The sequence below is a fragment of the Serratia sp. Ag1 genome (assembly GCF_000743355.1).
Classification (GTDB): Bacteria; Pseudomonadota; Gammaproteobacteria; order Enterobacterales; family Enterobacteriaceae; genus Chania.
Genome location: NZ_JQEI01000059.1, coordinates 1 through 16,443, shown reverse-complemented (window position 1 = coordinate 16,443; position 16,443 = coordinate 1). Strand labels below are relative to the sequence as shown.

Below are 16,443 nucleotides of genomic sequence, written 5' to 3'. Positions count from 1 at the left end.
AATTACGGGACACACCCTAGTATGAATGATCGCCAGTAAAGGGCACCCGTTCTCAGCCCAGATCGCCCCCAGCCACTGGCAGGATAGTACCGTTGATATAACTGGCTTCGTCGCTGGCGAGGAATAAAATGGCGCTGGCCTGTTCATTTACCGTGCCATAGCGATGCATCAGGCTGGTGTTGATGGTTTGATCGACAACCTGCTGGTACCAGTTTTCCTCTTGCAGTGTTGGCGTCTCGTGGTTGCGCGGTGTCAGGCGCGGTGGGGCTTCGGTGCCGCCCGGAGCCGTGGCATTGATTCGGATGCCTGCTTGGGCATACTCAAAAGCCAAGGATTGTGTGAGCGCATTAACCCCACCCTTTGCCGCCGAATACGGTACCCGGTTTACGCCGCGTGTCGCCACTGAAGAAACATTGACGATTACCCCATGCCGCTGTGCCAGCATATAGGGTAGCGCCGCTCGGCAACCCCACAAGGTAGGGAATAGCGAGCGCTGTATCTCTGCGGCGATCTGTTCTGGGCTATATTCGGCAAATGGCCGGGCCCAAATAGTGCCACCGACGTTATTGATCAGGATATCCAGGCTGCCAAAGTGTGCCTGCACGTTGCTCATCGCGTTGCTGGTCTCGGCCCAGTTTTCCAGATCGGCAGCGATGGTCAGCACTTCGCAACCCTGTTCGCTCAAGGTGGCGGCCAGTTCGTGGAGGTACGGCGCACGGTCAATCAACGCTAACTGCGCTCCCTCGCGAGCGGCCTGCTCGGCAACCGCTTTGCCTATGCCTTGTGCTGCACCGGTAATGACCATCACTTTGCTTGCAAAACGGGCTGCGTGCATATCGGTTCCCTATGCTATTGAGCTTAATAGCTTAATCGAAAAATCTGCATTTATGGGTATATACCAACTGGTGCATGCCTTTCCCAAGACTATTTAAGTGTCAAAATTATGCTTTAAAGGTATTGGTAATTCGCTTTGCTGCGTATCTTCGGCGAGGGGGTTCACTTGGCAATGTGGCGAACGCTTCCAGGCAGATTGCCGGAGCGAGCCTGGCCGTCGGGGCCATAGAGCGGGGAGTGTTGTTGGCTTAACACCGCCAATGCTTGCGCGTTATGCTCAATATGTTGCTTGAGCAGCAACCCGTTGTGCTGATTCTGCTCACGCAGTTGTTGGCCCAGTTGCTGCACGTTTTCCCAGCAGGCGGCCAGGTGTGGATGGTGAGCATAAGGGGCTTGTAGCCCGTGGAGTTGCTCCGCTGCTAGCCGCTGTTTCTCCAGTTCATTGATCGTAACCAACAGTTGGCTTTTGATGTCGGTAACAGGTTGCAATGCCACCCCGGCCAGCGTATCCGCACACAACAAGGCATGCTCTTGTGCCAGCACCGTTCCTAAGGCATGCAGCGTTTCCAGCAATTTATCCAACAGTTGGGGTAGGTCTTCCATCATGATTCCTGTTGGCTATCGTTGGGCAGCCATTGCGCATCATTCTGCATATCTTGTAGTAGCGCATCGGCAATTTTACCGGCATCCATTTTCAATTCACCGCTGAGAATCGCCTGCTTAATGGCTTCTACCCGGCTCATATCAATATCCTGTGTGCCCGGTTGCATCAGCCGGGCCTGCGCGTCGCTCAGCTTAACCTGCGTACCGCTGGCAGTAGGTTCCTGCCGCCCGCTTTTACGCGCTTGCAACGTGTTCTCAGCGCTCGTTTCCCGCGCTTGCACCGCAGGGACGGGTTGTAAGCGCTGAGTGCGGTCGATACTCATGTTCAATCTCCATTTATACCACTAGTGGTTTATTAATAGGTTACCTGCAGGCCAGCGAAGACTGAGCGGGTAAGGACGGATATTAACCCTGGTGCCCCTTATATACCCTTCATACTTCAAGTTGCTTGGGTGTTGGCTGCGTTACTCGGCCCAGACAGGGCCTCGCCCCTTCGGGGCCGCTGCAAGCAGCGTTCAAATCTGCTTTCGCAGATTTGTCACTCACCCCAGTCACTTACTTGAGTAAGCTCCTGGGGATTCATTCAGTTGCCGCCTACAAGCAACTCGAATTATTTTGGGTATAGAGGAGAGGCGCGAAAATATTGCATAATTTCTTATCGGCACGCTGCGGCAGATCTTTAAATTTTTATAACGCAATCCTTATCGTGCCGTCATGGTTGGCAATGCCGCTGACGATCTGCCCAGAGAGCAGCCGCACCCGCACGCCATCTTCTGACGCGGCATTATTCATCGCCTTACCTGCGCTACGGACATTAAACCCGTTCCCCAAAGCGATGACGTGTACCGTTTGCCCCGCCTTGATCACCCAATCGCGCCTCAACATTGCCAGATTCAGTGGCTGCCCAGGGCTGATATTACGCAGACTGATGGCCCCAAGCGCCTGCCGGACTTGCGTCAGCGTGCGCGGCGGCAAGGTATCTAACCGCCCGTTTTTCAGCCTGAGATCTGCGGCGGTCAGTTTACTGCCAGCCCCGATCCCATGCGTAGCAACCAGATAAGGCCCAAACGCCTGCACCTGAACCTGGAGAAATCGCCGTGTTTCACCGCAGCGTACAGAAACGCTGATATTGCCCCACCGTCGGCCAGTCTGCGACAGCGCAAGCTGTGGGGTATCACATTGCGGCCATTGGCTAACCGGAGTGCGCACCTGCACTTTCAGCTCAGCGGCACTGCCAGTTAATTGCACCTTGATAAAACGGTCAATTTGCGCCGCTAAATCTTCCGCCTGCACGCTATGGCAAAACAGTAGAGCGGTGAACAGCGTGGCGCGAATGCCCGGCGACTTACCTTTCATTTTCACCTTCAAATGCGGTAACGATGCACAGCAGTGTACCCGTAGCTCTCGCTCATTAAACAAACAAATAACCGTGTATTTAGCCCTTATTCCTGCGATGAATGGGCGATAGAGATGCTTATGCTGTCAGCTCCAGACATTCATCTCGTGAGGAAAGCATGCTCGACAAACTGGACGCCGCGCTGCGCTTTGGTCAAGAGGCGCTGAACTTACGCGCTCGGCGGCAGGAAATTCTGTCCGCCAACATTGCTAACGCCGATACACCGGGCTATCAGGCGCGCGATATCGATTTTGCCAGTCAGCTAAGCCAAGTAATGGCTCAGGGGCGCTCTAGCGACATGGCGCTGAACCTGACGTCAGCCCGCCATCTGCCAGCGCAAAACATCCAACCCCCGTCGCTCGATCTGCTGTTCCGCGTGCCAGATCAGCCAGCGCTCGACGGCAATACGGTGGATATGGATCGTGAGCGGACTCATTTTGCCGATAACAGCCTGAAATATCAGACTGACCTCACGCTGATGAGTGGGCAGATCAAGGGCATGATGTCGGTGCTGCAAGGGGGATAACACACATGTCACTGCTGAGTATTTTTGATATTTCCGGTTCGGCGCTGTCGGCGCAGTCTCAACGTATGAACGTTAGCGCCAGCAATATGGCGAACGCTGATAGCGTGACCGGCCCAGACGGCCAGCCGTATCGGGCCAAACAGGTTGTGTTTCAGGTGGCGGCAACCGCAGGGCAAGCGTTCGGCGGCGTCCAGGTGGCGCAACTGATGGACGATCCCGCCCCCGATCGCCTGGTATTTCAACCCGGCAACCCACTGGCAGACGCCAAAGGCTATGTGCGCATGCCCAACGTTGATGTGGTGGGGGAAATGGTCAATACCATTGCCGCTTCACGCAGCTATCAAGCCAACGTCGAGGTGTTGAACACCACCAAATCCATGATGATAAAAACCTTGACACTGGGTCAGTAACCGGAGTTTGCCATGGCGATTACCGCAACTACCCATGAATCCATGGATAACACCATCGCTGGGGCCAATGGTCGTAACAGCACCAGCACAGACTTGCACAATAATTTTCTGACGTTGCTGGTGGCGCAACTGAAAAATCAGGATCCGACCAACCCGATGCAGAATAACGAACTGACCACACAACTGGCGCAAATCAATACCGTCAGCGGGATTGAAAAGCTCAATACGACGCTTGGGGCGATCTCCGGCCAGATTGGCAGCAACCAGTCGATCCAGGCCAGTGCGCTGATTGGGCACGGTGTGATGGTACCGGGGAAAGAGATCCTGGTGGGCAACCAGGGGGGTAAAGTGAGCACCACGCCTTTTGGTGTTGAACTGGAACGCAGTGCTGATGCGGTGGCCGCCACCATCAGCGACGTCACAGGCAAAGTGGTACGCACCATTGAGCTTGGCGGGCTGAACGCAGGCGTGCATTCGTTTAGCTGGGATGGTTCGCTGGAAGATGGCACTAATGCTCCGGATGGAGCTTACAGCTTGGCGATCAACGCTAAAAATGGCAATGAACAACGAGTCGCGCAACCGCTGCGTTTTGCCATGGTTAATGGTGTTACGCGCGATGCGGATGACGCAAAACTGGATCTGGGTATGGCAGGGAGCGCGGCATTGGACGATGTACGCCTGATCTTATCCAAATTCGCAACGGAGTGAACATTCTATGTCGGCAATGGACTGCTAAGCCAATTCTGCAAACATTTTATTTTCGGAGAATAACATGGCTTTTTCTCAAGCAGTCAGCGGGTTGAACGCGGCAGCGACCAACCTGGATGTGATCGGCAATAACATTGCCAACTCCGCAACTTTCGGCTTCAAATCCGGCAGCGTTGCCTTTGCAGATATGTTTGCCGATTCACAGGTTGGGTTGGGGGTAAAAGTGGCGGGGGTCATTCAGAACTTCAAAGGCGGTATGACCACCAACACCAACCGTTCACTGGATATCGCCATCAGCCAGAATGGTTTTTTCCGTATGCAGGATGCTGACGGCGGCGTCTTCTACACTCGCAACGGTCAGTTCAAAATGGATGAGAACCGTAATATTACCAATATGCAGGGCCTCAACCTGACGGGTTACCCGGCCAGCGGTACGCCAGCAACCATCCAGCAGGGGGCCGAGCCGGTGCCGCTGAACGTCTCGGAGGGGATGATGCAGGCCAGGCCGACGGCATCCGGCAACATGGTCGTCAACCTCAGATCCACCCATCAGGTGCCGCCAACAACGCCGTTTGCGCCGAACCAAACCGACTCGTTCAATTACGTCAACACTATTACCACTTATGACTCACTGGGCAATGCCCACAATATCAACGCCTACTTTGTTAAAACGGCGGATAACCAGTGGGATGTTTACAGCCAGGATGGCAGCGTGGCCGGTTCCCCCGCAGGGAAAGCGGGCAGCCTGAATTTCAACACCAGCGGTGTTCTAACCGATACGCGGGATGCGGCGGGCAACCCTAGCGCCATGCCATTCAACCTGGTGGTGCCGATGTCGGCGAAAGACGGTGCTCCGGCACAAACTTTCAACCTGAACTTTGCCAGCAGCCTGCAACAGAACGTGGGCAGCGACTCTGTCAGTAAGTTATCTCAGGATGGTTACGCTACCGGTGAATACAAAGGCTTTGAGATCAACAAAGATGGCACTCTGGTCGGGGTGTATTCCAACCAGCAGACCCAACTACTGGGGCAGATTGTACTGACCAACTTCTCTAACCCGGAAGGGTTGGCATCGCAGGGGGACAACCTGTGGAAAGCCACCGGCCCTTCCGGCCAGCCGCGCGTGGGGGTGGCTGGCGGCGGTGGGTTCGGCACGCTCACCAGCGGTGCATTGGAATCCTCCAATGTCGATCTCAGCCAGGAACTGGTGAACATGATTGTCGCGCAGCGTAACTACCAGTCGAACGCGCAGACCATTAAAACCCAGGACTCGATTTTGCAAACGTTAGTCAGCTTGCGCTAACAGGACGGAATTATGGATCACGCGATTTATACCGCCATGGGGGCCGCCCGCCAAACGCTGGAACAACAATCGGTGACGGCCAATAATCTGGCCAATGCGGCTACACCGGGCTTTCGTGCGCAACTGACGGCGTTGCGGGCGGTACCGATTGATGGGCCGAGCCTGCAGACGCGTACTTTGGTGACCGCCTCCACGCCGGGGGCTGACACCAGCCAAGGGCCGCTGAATTACACCAGCAGGCCGCTGGACGTAGCGCTGCAACAGGATGGTTTTCTGGCCGTTAGCCTGCCAGATGGCAGCGAAGCCTACAGCCGCAATGGCAGCATTCAGATCTCATCCTCCGGGCAACTGACGGTGCAGGGCCAGCCGCTGATGGGGGATGGTGGCCCTATCGCAGCGCCACCCCAGGCACAGCTCACCATTGCAGCCGACGGTACTATTTCGGCGCTCAACCCGGGCGATCCGCCGAATACCGTGGCGCAAATTGGCCGCCTGAAACGGGTAAAAGCCGAAATGCGTGACGTGGTGCGCGGTGACGATGGTTTGTTCCACCTGACTGCCAGCGCTCAGCAGCAACGTGGCAATACGCTGCAAAACGATCCGCAGGTGCGGGTGATGCCGGGGGTGCTGGAAGGTAGCAACGTCAAGCCGATGGAAACCATGGTAGATATGATCGCCAACGCCCGCCGGTTCGAAATGCAAATGAAAGTCATCCATAGCGTGGATGAAAACGCACAGCGTGCCAACGCCTTGCTGTCAATGAGTTAAGTGCAGAGGAGTCAGCGATGATCCCATCGTTATGGATTGCCAAAACCGGTCTGGACGCGCAACAGACCAATATGAACGTGATCGCCAACAATCTGGCTAACGTCAGCACCAACGGTTTTAAGCGCCAGCGTGCGGTGTTTGAAGATCTGTTGTACCAGACCATGCGCCAGCCGGGGGCGCAGTCTTCGGAACAGACCACGTTACCCTCTGGTTTGCAGATTGGCACCGGCGTGCGCCCGGTGGCCACCGAACGCATCCACAGCCAGGGGAACCTGTCGCAAACCAATAACAGCAAAGACGTGGCCATCAAGGGGCAGGGATTCTTCCAGGTTATGTTACCAGACGGCAGTCAGGCGTATACCCGCGACGGTTCGTTCCAGATCGACCAGAATGGCCAACTGGTGACGGCCAGCGGCTTTCAGGTGCAACCGGCGATCACCATTCCTGCCAATGCTCTGAGCATCACCGTTGGTCGCGACGGGATAGTCAGTGTCACCCAGCAGGGGCAAAGCGCCGCTCAGCAAGTGGGGCAACTGACCCTGACCACCTTTATTAACGACAGTGGCCTGGAGAGCGTGGGCGAAAACCTGTATCAGGAAACCGAAAGTTCCGGTGCGCCGAATGAGAGCACTCCCGGCCTGAACGGTGCCGGTCTGCTGTATCAGGGCTATGTGGAAACCTCTAACGTTAACGTGGCGGAAGAGTTGGTCAGCATGATCCAGACCCAACGTGCCTATGAAATCAACAGCAAAGCGGTCGCGACGTCCGATCAGATGCTACAAAAACTGACGCAACTGTAATGGCTAGGGGCGACGCCGTGATAAGCAGCGATTCAACGGTTGGTTGGTTGTGGCAAAGGAAGCGCCTCCTGTGGGCCAGTGTGTTGCTGGTGCTCAGCGGCTGCGCCTATATTCCGCGTACACCGCTGGTGGCCGGTGAGACTACGGCACAACCGGCACCGGCAACTGCACCGATGCCGAACGGTTCGATTTTTCAGGCGGCACAGCCGATGAACTACGGCTATCAACCACTGTTTGAAGATCGTCGTCCACGCAATATCGGTGACACCCTGACCATTGTGTTGCAGGAAAACGTCAGCGCCAGCAAGAGCTCGTCAGCCAATGCCAGCCGTAACGGAGCGAGCACGTTCGGCGTTGCGACTTCACCGCGTTATCTCGAAGGGCTGTTGGGCAATGCGCGGGCCGATATGGATATTTCCGGCGACAGCACCTTCGGCGGTAAAGGCGGGGCCAACGCTAACAACACCTTTAGCGGCACCATCACTGTCACCGTCGATCGGGTGTTGGCCAACGGCAACCTGCACGTGGTGGGAGAAAAGCAGATCGCTATCAATCAGGGGACTGAGTTTATTCGGTTTTCTGGCGTGGTTAATCCGCGCACCATTAGCGGCAATAACGCGGTGACGTCGACACAGGTGGCTGATGCCCGCATTGAATATTTCGGCAACGGTTACATTAATGAAGCGCAGACCATGGGCTGGTTACAGCGTTTCTTCCTGAATATTTCACCGTTTTGAACTACCGCCTGCGGCAACCGCCTTTGCGAGGTCACGATGTTAAAGAAACTTATCATGGTGCTGCTGATAAGCGCACTGACGTTACCTGCTTATGCCGAACGCATCCGTGATTTGGTGAAGGTGCAAGGGGTACGCGACAACGCCCTGATCGGTTACGGGCTGGTGGTCGGGCTAGACGGTTCCGGCGATCAGACCATGCAAACCCCATTCACTACCCAAAGCATGAGCAACATGTTGTCGCAACTGGGGATTACCGTACCGCCCGGTACCAACATGCAGTTGAAAAACGTCGCGGCGGTGATGGTCACCGCCAAGCTGCCGCCGTTCTCCCGTGCGGGCCAGAATATCGACGTGGTGGTGTCCTCAATGGGTAACGCCAAAAGCCTGCGTGGTGGCACTTTGCTGATGACACCGCTAAAAGGCGTGGATAATCAGGTTTACGCGTTAGCCCAGGGCAACGTGCTGGTGGGCGGTGCCGGTGCGGCGGCGGGGGGTAGCAGCGTGCAGGTCAACCAACTGGCGGGGGGCCGCATCAGCAACGGGGCGATTATTGAGCGTGAACTGCCCACCACCTTTGGTCAGGACGGCGCGATCATATTGCAACTGAATGATGATGATTTCACGCTGGCGCAGCAGATCAGCGACGCTATTAACCGCCAGCGCGGCGGTGGCACGGCATCGCCGCTGGATTCGCGCACCGTGCAGGTGCTGGTGCCGCGTGGCAACAGTTCACAGGTACGTTTTCTGGCGGATATCCAGAATATCAGCATCAATATAACGGCGATGGATGCCAAGGTGATCATCAATTCCCGCACCGGTTCGGTGGTGATGAATCGCGATGTGGTGCTGGATTCCTGTGCGGTGGCTCAGGGTAACTTATCGGTGGTGGTCGATCGTCAGGAAATTGTCAGCCAGCCGGACACACCGTTGGGTGGTGGGCAAACGGTGGTGACGCCGACAACCCAGATCGCGCTGCAACAGCAGGGCGGCGCGTTGCAGAAAGTGAACGCCAGCGCCAACCTGAATAACGTGATTCGTGCCTTGAACACGCTGGGTGCTACGCCGATCGATTTGATGTCGATTTTGCAGGCGATGCAGAGTGCGGGTTGTTTGCGGGCCAAGTTGGAGATTATCTGATGGCGATAGCGGGAGCCGCCTACGAAGCTCAGGCATTGAACGGGTTGAAGCGCGATGCTGCCGCCGATCCACAGGGCAACCTGAAGCAGGTCGCCCAGCAGGTTGAGGGCATGTTTGTGCAGATGATGCTGAAAAGCATGCGAGCCGCCTTGCCACAGGATGGCGTGTTGAGCAGCGATCAAACCCGTTTGTACACTGCGATGTACGATCAGCAAATTGCCCAGCAGATGTCGCAGAAAGGGTTAGGGCTGGCAGACATGATGGCTAAACAGCTTGCTGCCGCGAACAGTGAACCGAGCGAAGCGGCAGGTACCGTGCCGATGCTGTTGGATAATGCGGTGTTGCAAAGGTTACCGCTTCGGGCGTTGGGGCAGATAGTGCGCAGGGCACTGACGCCAGCGCCAACGGCGGCTACAGAGCCGCTTGGCAATGGCAATTTTGTCGCGCGTTTGTCGGGGCCAGCGAGAATTGCCAGCCTGCAGAGTGGGATCCCGCATCAGTTGATCGTGGCGCAGGCAGCGCTGGAGTCGGGCTGGGGCAAGCGCGAAATCCCTACCGCAGATGGTTCACCGAGTTACAACCTGTTTGGTATCAAAGCGGGTAGTCGTTGGGATGGGCCGGTGACGGAAATTACCACCACCGAATTTGAACAAGGGGCGGCAAAGAAGATCAAAGCCCGTTTCCGCGTTTACAGTTCCTATGTGGAAGCGATTGGCGACTACGTCAAATTGCTGACCAGTAATCCACGCTATGCCCAGGTTGCCGCAGCGCGCAGCCCGGAACAGGCGGCACACGCGCTGCAACAGGCCGGTTATGCCACCGATCCGCACTATGCCAGGAAGCTGGTGAATGTCATTTCGCAGATGAAAAGCGCAGGTGAACAGGTGGCGAAGGCTTATGGTCAGGAGTGGGATGAGTTGTTTTGAGGTGTGGAACAAAACCCAATTTTCCCTCAAGTTTCCCCCTTTAACGCCGATAACCTATACAGGCTGAACTGCGGTGTTCAGCAGAATCATCGAATCTCGCGGCCACAGCGTAAGGAACCTCCATGTCCAACGGCGTCATTAATACTGCAATGAGTGGCCTGAATGCGGCGCAGGTGGCGCTCAGCACCGTCAGTAACAATATCGCCAGCTACAACGTAGCGGGTTATCACCGCCAGACGGCGATCCTGACGCAAAATGCTGGCCTTGGTACCCTAAACGGTTTTATCGGTAACGGAGTGAGCGTGACCGGCGTTAGGCGGGAATATAACCAGTTCATCACGACGCAACTGCGGGGCGCGCAAAGTCAGGCTGCGGCTCAGAACAGCTATTTTGACAAGATCTCTCAGATCGATAATCTGCTGGCGAACAAAACCAATACGTTAGCGACCAGCATGGAGGACTTTTTCAAAAATCTGCAGAACCTGGTCAGCAATGCCGGGGACGATGCCGCGCGCCAGACTGTGCTGGGCAAAGCCAACGGCTTGGTGAATCAGTTCAACAATGCGGACAAATACCTGCGCGATATGGCGGCGGGGGTTAATCAGCAACTGAGCGACAGTGCCACACAAATCAATAATTACAGCCAGCAGATCGCCAGGCTGAATGACGAAATCACCCAGTTACGTGCCAGCAGCGGTGGTGGTGAACCGAATGCGCTGTTGGATCAGCGGGATCAGATGGTCACTGAGCTGAATAAAATTGTCGGTGTGCAGATAACCCAGCAGGATGGTGATGCTTATACAGTGACTTTTGCCAGTGGCCTGACGCTGGTGCAGGGTAACTCTGCGTATCAGGTTGCCGCAGTGCCTTCGGGTCAGGATTCGGCCCGTTTAACGCTGGGCTACCTCCACGGCAACGGCTTTAGCGAGATTCCTGAAGGCCAGATCGCCAATGGCAGCGTCAGCGGAGTGCTGAAATTCCGCAGTGAATCACTGGATAGCGCCCGCAACCAGTTGGGGCAGTTGGCATTAGCTCTGGCGGACAGTTTTAACCAGCAGCATCAGCAGGGCTTTGATCTTAATGGCGACTCGGGCGAGGATTTCTTTCGCTTCTCGGGGGGCCGCGCTATCAATAATTCGCGCAATAGCGGAGACGCTTCTTTGTCAGTGGCCTTTACCGACACCCGCAAAGTGCAAGCCAGCGATTATCGGCTGGAGTTCGACGGCAGCGATTGGCAAGTGACGCGCCTTGCCGACAACACCAAAGTGGCGGCGGTGATGGCAACCAGCAGCGACGGCAAGCCGATATTAAGCTTTGATGGCTTACAGATTGGTGTTGCAGGGCAGGCGCAAAAGCATGACAGCTTTATCCTCAAACCGGTCAGTGACATTGCGGGCAGCCTGCAGGTAGCGCTAGGTGATTCGGCGCAATTGGCGGCAGCGGGAGCAGCAAACAGCGGCAAGGGGGATAACGATAACGCCAAGAAGCTGCTTGATCTGCAAACACAAACGTTGGTGGAGGGCAAAGCGACATTGAGCGGTGCCTATGCCGGGCTGGTGAGTAACGTGGGTAACCAGACCGCGACGGCTAAGGTTAACAATACTGCGCAGAACCAGATCGTCAAGCAACTGGAGGTTCAGCAACAGTCGATTTCTGGGGTTAATCTGGATGAGGAATACGGTGAATTGCTGCGTTTCCAACAATATTACCTGGCTAATGCGCAGGTGATTCAGACCGCTACGGCTATGTTCGATGCCTTGCTGAATATTCGTTGATGTTGAGGAGCCTTTTATGCGCATGAGCACCAGCATGATCTACCAGCAGAATTTGTCGGGGGTCACGCATAATCAGTCGTTGTGGATGCAGGCTGGGCAACAGCTCACCAGCGGGAAGCGTGTTATTTCGCCTGCGGACGATCCGCTGGCGGCCTCACAGGCGGTGATGCTCTCCCAGGCGATATCAGAAAATAGCCAATATGCGCTGGCACGGACGTTTGCCCGTGAGAATATCTCGTTGGAAGAAACCGTGCTGCGCAGTGCGGCAAACGGCATCAAAGACATGAAAGCGCTGATCGTTAATGCCGGAGACGGCACGCTCAGCGACAACGATCGGGATTCGCTCGCTACGCGTTTGCAAGGGTTAAAAGACCAATTGCTCAGCCAGGCGAACAGCACCGATGGCAATAGTCGCTACATTTTTGCTGGCTATGCCAACGATCAGCCGCCGTTTGCCGAGCAGAGCGGCACGGTGGTTTATCAGGGGAGCCATTCAGCCATTGAGCAAAAGGTGGATGCCAACCGCACTATGATCATCGGCCATAGCGGTAGTGGGATCTTTATGGCATTAACCCGCAATATCAAACCAGAACCGGACGGTAGTCCTTCCGAAGCCAACGTGTTTAAAAGTATCGATATGGCACTTGAGGCCCTGAAAACCCCGTTGCAGGGGGCCGATGAGGCTACCCGGACGCGGGTAACGGCAGCGTTGGATAAGGCTTCGCGTGGTTTGGATAACACTTACAACAATGTGCTGAGCACCAGTGCGGTGCTGGGGACACAATTGCAGGAACTGGATGTGCTGGACAATATTGGTGTTGAAAGTCACACCTATCAGCAAGGGCAACTGAGTGCGCTGGTTGATGCCGATGTGGTGGAGTCTATCTCGAATTACTACATGCAACAGGCAGCGTTGCAGGCTTCATATAAGACCTTCGGTGATATGCAAGGGATGTCGCTGTTTCAGATCAAACGTTAAACGGTAATTTTCGTTTTGGTACGGCACTTTTTCCTACTCACCCCGGTGCCGTACTCTTTTTTATGACATCATCCCGCCGATCACCTGAGCTAACCGCTCGAAAAACTCGCCAAACAGACGTTCACAGAACGGTGCCAGCAGCGGCATCATCATGCCAATGGTAAGAATGCCAATCATCATGGTGATCGGAAAGCCAATCACAAATACTGAAAGCTGCGGTGTGACACGGTTGAGCAGGCCGAGCGCCAGATTCAGCACCAGTAGCAGGCAGATCAACGGCAGTGCCAGCATCATACCGTTAATAAAGATCAGCGAACCCATCTGTGCCAGCGCCAGAAAGCCGTGAGCGTTGAGTGGCTGAGCCTGGATCGGCAAGGTGTGAAAACTCTCTGCCAACAGGGCGATTAACCCTAAATGCCCGTCAAAACTCAGAAACAGCAGGATTGCCAGCAGATTCAGCAAACGCGCTAGAACCGACGTATTGGGGCCACCAGCGGGATCGAAGAAGGTGGCGAACGACAGCCCCATCTGCATGCCGATCACCTCTCCGGCCAAACGCACAGCGGCAAAAGCAAACTGCATCGCCAGCCCAAGTGCCACGCCAATCAGCACTTGTTGCACCGCCAGCCACAGGCCGATGATGGAGAAAATTGGCGTGTGGCTGTTGGGCAACGTTGGGGCGATCAGCAACACGATCAGCCCGCCAAGGCCGATTTTTACCCGTTTACCGATCTGTTTTTCACTGAATAACGGTGCGGTGGCAATCAGCGCCAGCACGCGCAGCAGCGGCCAGAAATATTGGCTGAGCCAGACGCCAAGTTGTGCGCTGTCGAAGGTGAGCATGGTTAGCCAATCAGGTTTGGCAGGTTGCTGAACAGCAGGCGCATGTAGTCCAGCAACAGGTTGAGCATCCACGGCCCGGCGATGATGATAGTGGCAACGACCGCCAGGATTTTGGGAATAAAAGACAGCGTCATTTCGTTAATCTGCGTGGCGGCTTGCAGCAGGCTGACCACCAGGCCGCTGATCAACGCTGCCAGCAGCAGTGGGGCTGCCAGCGCCAGCGCTACCTTCATTGCCTCGGTGCCGAGTGCCATAACGGATTCAGGTGTCATCGTGGTGCTCCAATGTGTATTCGATCTTAAATGCTGTTTAGTTAGGATTCTTTCTCACAGGAGTTGTCTCTTATATGCACGGCCGGTGTAATGGGAATTGCCGCAAACAGAGCGCAACTCTATGAAACGACAGTGAACGGCAATTGCAGGGCCCAAGGCGGGGCCCTGCACCCGCGCCAACGCTTAACATGGCCTGCCCGCTACGCGGGTGTCTTCGCTGCGTCACCGTTGCCGGACGGGTCGGCTCAATTCATGTCCCTGTTCATATCGCCTCAACCGGCCCTCCATGGCCGGTTGCCCCTGGCAACAGTGTCTTGCTCAGCAGGCCATGATGCGCGCAACGTCAACACCTGAATCTGTGAGCATCGGGCAACCTTGGCATTGCTCACCGAGAGAACACTTTTCGCATCTACGGCAGAATGCTGCAGTTCTTCATTTAACTGAGATAATGCCCCAACGTTAGCCATAAAAACTCTGCGCCAGCGAGCCAAGCAGTAATTGCCAGCCATCGACCAGCACAAACAGCATCAGCTTGAACGGCAGTGAGATCGTCGCGGGGGGCACCATCATCATCCCAAGTGCCATCAGCACGCTGGCGACCACCAGATCGATAATCAGAAACGGAATAAATACGGTAAAACCGATCTGGAAGGCGGTCTTCAGTTCGCTGGTGACATAGGCAGGCAGCAGAATGCGCATCGGCACCGCCTCTGGCCCGGCCAGTGGCGGCAGGTTGGCGAGTTTAGCGTACAGCGCCAGATCGGTTTCCCGCGTCTGGCGCAACATAAACTCGCGCAGCGGTTGTGAGCCTTGTTCGAACGCCTGCTCCATGCCGATCTTATCCTGACTAAAGGGCAGATAAGCCTCCTGATACACCTTGTCAAATACCGGCGACATGATGAAGAACGTTAAAAACAGCGCCAGCCCCAACATCACCTGATTCGGCGGTGCCGTAGGGGTACCCAACGCGTTACGCAGCAGGCCCAGCACGATAATGATCCGGGTAAAGCTGGTCATCAGTAGCAGCATGGCAGGCAGGAAGCTGAGCGAGGTCAGTAAGACCAGCGTTTGCACTGGCAAGGACCAGCTTTGGCCACCGTTGGCCAGCGGCTGGCTGATCAGACCGGGCAATTGGGCCAACGCGGCTGGGCTGAGCAACAGCAGAGCGGCGGTAAACAGCATGAGTGGATTCATCGCGGTTTCCCCGTGCGTCTCAGCACCTGGTGCATGATCTGGCGGAAATCTGCCGGGGGCGTTTCTGCTGCGGTGCCGTCTGGTGGCGGAGCGGGCAGGGTATGCAGCAGAGTGATTTGCTGGGCGGTTACTCCCAGTACCAGCCAGGTATTATCAACCTCAACCACGACAACCCGTTCACGTTGGCCAACCTGACAACTGGCTTTCAGGTTGAGCAACCTGTTGCTGTGGGCCTGAGGTGCAAACCCCAGGCAGCGGAACAACCAGCCAGCCAGCACAATCAGCAGCAGGATCGCGCCGAGTGCGCTGCTGACCTGCATCAGCGTTGAACTGGCAGGCAACACAGCGACGGGTGGTTGCTGAGTGCTCTGAGTGGGGACTGTGGCATGAGTGTTCATCAGCGGCTCAGGCGGCGCATGCGCTCGGCAGGGGTGATGATGTCGGTGATGCGCACGCCGAACTTATCGGCCACCACCACCACTTCGCCTTGAGCGATCAGGTAACCGTTGATCAGGATATCCAGCGGCTCACCCGCCAGACCGTCCAGCGCCACCACGGAACCCTGCGACAGACGCAACAGCTCTTTGATGGTCATTTTGGTGCGCCCCAACTCCACGGTCAGTTTGACCGGGATATCCAGGATCAGATCGATATCCTGCCGGTTACCGGGTTCTTCTGCCGCTTCCAGCGATTTGAACACGCCTTCGGTGGTTGCCGTAGCGGGTTCTGCGGCTTGTTGTTCGTTAAATGCCTCAGCCCACAGATCGTCTACGGATCCCGGCTGTTCGCCAGACGGTTGCTTAGGATCGCTCATTGGGCTGTTCCTCACTCAGAGCAGGTAAAATAGGGTTGATCAGATGTTCAACTCGCAAGGCGTATTGCCCATTCAGAGTGCCGTACTGGCTGGTTAAGACCGGCACGCCATCGACGTGGGCGATCAGGCGCTCCGGTTTATCAATCGGCAACACATCCCCCGGTTGCAGCTTCAGCACTTTTGACAGGCGCAAAGGGATGTCAACAAAGTTGGCAATCAGTTCCAGTTCCGAGTGCTGAACCTGTTTGACCAGCGTTTCCCGCCAGTGACTGTCTTCCTGGCGGGAGTTCTCCACTGGCGGGTTGGTCAACAGTTCCCGCAGCGGTTCGATCATGGAAAACGGGATGCAGATATTGAAATCACCGCTCAACGCACCGATCTCCACCTGGAACGGCGTAGTGTAGTGGATCAGTAATAC

General features: G+C 55.8%; 21 protein-coding genes. 11 read left to right on the top strand and 10 right to left on the bottom strand.

The features are described from left to right. Positions 1–52: 52 nt before the first annotated feature. The 4 genes from benD to flgA form a co-directional block, all read right to left on the bottom strand. Positions 53–835 (bottom strand): benzoate diol dehydrogenase BenD, encoded by a 783-nt coding sequence (gene benD, locus IV04_RS23345; RefSeq protein ID WP_037401355.1) that lies wholly within the window; start codon positions 833–835, stop codon positions 53–55. Positions 836–996: 161 nt separating this feature from the next. Further along, on the bottom strand, positions 997–1,437 hold the full coding sequence (locus IV04_RS23340; protein ID WP_037401357.1) for a flagella synthesis protein FlgN: 441 nt from the start codon (positions 1,435–1,437) through the stop codon (positions 997–999). Further along, positions 1,437–1,760, bottom strand: coding sequence for a flagellar biosynthesis anti-sigma factor FlgM (gene flgM / locus IV04_RS23335; RefSeq protein ID WP_037401359.1), 324 nt, complete (start codon positions 1,758–1,760; stop codon positions 1,437–1,439). Before flgM ends, IV04_RS23340 begins: the two co-directional genes overlap by 1 nt. A gap of 364 nt (positions 1,761–2,124) precedes the next feature. After that, positions 2,125–2,793, bottom strand: coding sequence for a flagellar basal body P-ring formation chaperone FlgA (gene flgA / locus IV04_RS23330; protein ID WP_037401362.1), 669 nt, complete (start codon positions 2,791–2,793; stop codon positions 2,125–2,127). 158 nt (positions 2,794–2,951) lie between these two features. On the opposite strand from flgA, the gene flgB reads away from it, so the two are divergent. From flgB to flgL, 11 genes are all read left to right on the top strand, one after another. Then, positions 2,952–3,359, top strand: coding sequence for a flagellar basal body rod protein FlgB (gene flgB / locus IV04_RS23325; RefSeq protein WP_037401365.1), 408 nt, complete (start codon positions 2,952–2,954; stop codon positions 3,357–3,359). Between the two features lie 5 nt (positions 3,360–3,364). Next, entirely contained in the window at positions 3,365–3,769 is a 405-nt protein-coding gene (gene flgC / locus IV04_RS23320; protein WP_037401367.1) for a flagellar basal body rod protein FlgC, read from the top strand. 12 nt (positions 3,770–3,781) lie between these two features. After that, positions 3,782–4,477 (top strand): flagellar hook assembly protein FlgD, encoded by a 696-nt coding sequence (gene flgD, locus IV04_RS23315; RefSeq protein ID WP_037401370.1) that lies wholly within the window; start codon positions 3,782–3,784, stop codon positions 4,475–4,477. A 64-nt stretch (positions 4,478–4,541) separates the two neighbouring features. Continuing rightward, positions 4,542–5,780 (top strand): flagellar hook protein FlgE, encoded by a 1,239-nt coding sequence (flgE, locus tag IV04_RS23310; protein WP_037401372.1) that lies wholly within the window; start codon positions 4,542–4,544, stop codon positions 5,778–5,780. Between the two features lie 12 nt (positions 5,781–5,792). Further along, positions 5,793–6,548, top strand: coding sequence for a flagellar basal body rod protein FlgF (locus IV04_RS23305; RefSeq protein WP_037401375.1), 756 nt, complete (start codon positions 5,793–5,795; stop codon positions 6,546–6,548). A gap of 17 nt (positions 6,549–6,565) precedes the next feature. Continuing rightward, the gene (gene flgG / locus IV04_RS23300; RefSeq protein ID WP_037401378.1) at positions 6,566–7,348 is read left to right on the top strand and encodes a flagellar basal-body rod protein FlgG; all 783 of its coding nucleotides are present in this window, start codon (positions 6,566–6,568) and stop codon (positions 7,346–7,348) included. Between the two features lie 47 nt (positions 7,349–7,395). Next, entirely contained in the window at positions 7,396–8,085 is a 690-nt protein-coding gene (gene flgH / locus IV04_RS23295; protein ID WP_037401513.1) for a flagellar basal body L-ring protein FlgH, read from the top strand. 36 nt (positions 8,086–8,121) lie between these two features. Next, positions 8,122–9,222: a flagellar basal body P-ring protein FlgI gene (locus IV04_RS23290; protein WP_037401381.1), complete on the top strand. Its 1,101-nt coding sequence runs from the start codon at positions 8,122–8,124 to the stop codon at positions 9,220–9,222. Further along, the gene (gene flgJ / locus IV04_RS23285; RefSeq protein WP_037401383.1) at positions 9,222–10,148 is read left to right on the top strand and encodes a flagellar assembly peptidoglycan hydrolase FlgJ; all 927 of its coding nucleotides are present in this window, start codon (positions 9,222–9,224) and stop codon (positions 10,146–10,148) included. Before IV04_RS23290 ends, flgJ begins: the two co-directional genes overlap by 1 nt. Before the next feature lie 122 nt (positions 10,149–10,270). Next, positions 10,271–11,923: a flagellar hook-associated protein FlgK gene (gene flgK, locus IV04_RS23280; protein ID WP_037401385.1), complete on the top strand. Its 1,653-nt coding sequence runs from the start codon at positions 10,271–10,273 to the stop codon at positions 11,921–11,923. A 16-nt stretch (positions 11,924–11,939) separates the two neighbouring features. Further along, entirely contained in the window at positions 11,940–12,902 is a 963-nt protein-coding gene (gene flgL / locus IV04_RS23275; protein WP_037401388.1) for a flagellar hook-associated protein FlgL, read from the top strand. A gap of 60 nt (positions 12,903–12,962) precedes the next feature. On the opposite strand, the gene fliR is transcribed toward flgL, so the two are convergent. The 6 genes from fliR to IV04_RS23245 form a co-directional block, all read right to left on the bottom strand. Further along, positions 12,963–13,745 carry a flagellar biosynthetic protein FliR gene (fliR, locus tag IV04_RS23270; protein WP_037401390.1) on the bottom strand — a complete coding sequence of 261 codons (783 nt, stop codon included), beginning with the start codon at positions 13,743–13,745 and terminating at the stop codon, positions 12,963–12,965. 2 nt (positions 13,746–13,747) lie between these two features. Next, the gene (gene fliQ, locus IV04_RS23265; protein WP_037401391.1) at positions 13,748–14,017 is read right to left on the bottom strand and encodes a flagellar biosynthesis protein FliQ; all 270 of its coding nucleotides are present in this window, start codon (positions 14,015–14,017) and stop codon (positions 13,748–13,750) included. A gap of 459 nt (positions 14,018–14,476) precedes the next feature. Then, on the bottom strand, positions 14,477–15,211 hold the full coding sequence (gene fliP / locus IV04_RS23260) for a flagellar type III secretion system pore protein FliP (protein WP_037401394.1): 735 nt from the start codon (positions 15,209–15,211) through the stop codon (positions 14,477–14,479). Beyond that, positions 15,208–15,609, bottom strand: a complete 402-nt coding sequence (fliO, locus tag IV04_RS23255) for a flagellar biosynthetic protein FliO (RefSeq protein ID WP_037401396.1) — start codon at positions 15,607–15,609, stop codon at positions 15,208–15,210. The genes fliP and fliO overlap by 4 nt, the downstream gene beginning before the upstream one ends. Beyond that, a complete protein-coding gene (gene fliN / locus IV04_RS23250) occupies positions 15,609–16,025 on the bottom strand; it encodes a flagellar motor switch protein FliN (protein ID WP_037401399.1) in 417 nt (138 codons plus the stop codon). Before fliN ends, fliO begins: the two co-directional genes overlap by 1 nt. Next, positions 16,012–16,443 (bottom strand): FliM/FliN family flagellar motor switch protein (locus IV04_RS23245; protein ID WP_037441564.1); only part of this gene is annotated, 432 nt, incomplete at its 5' end. The genes fliN and IV04_RS23245, both read right to left, overlap by 14 nt.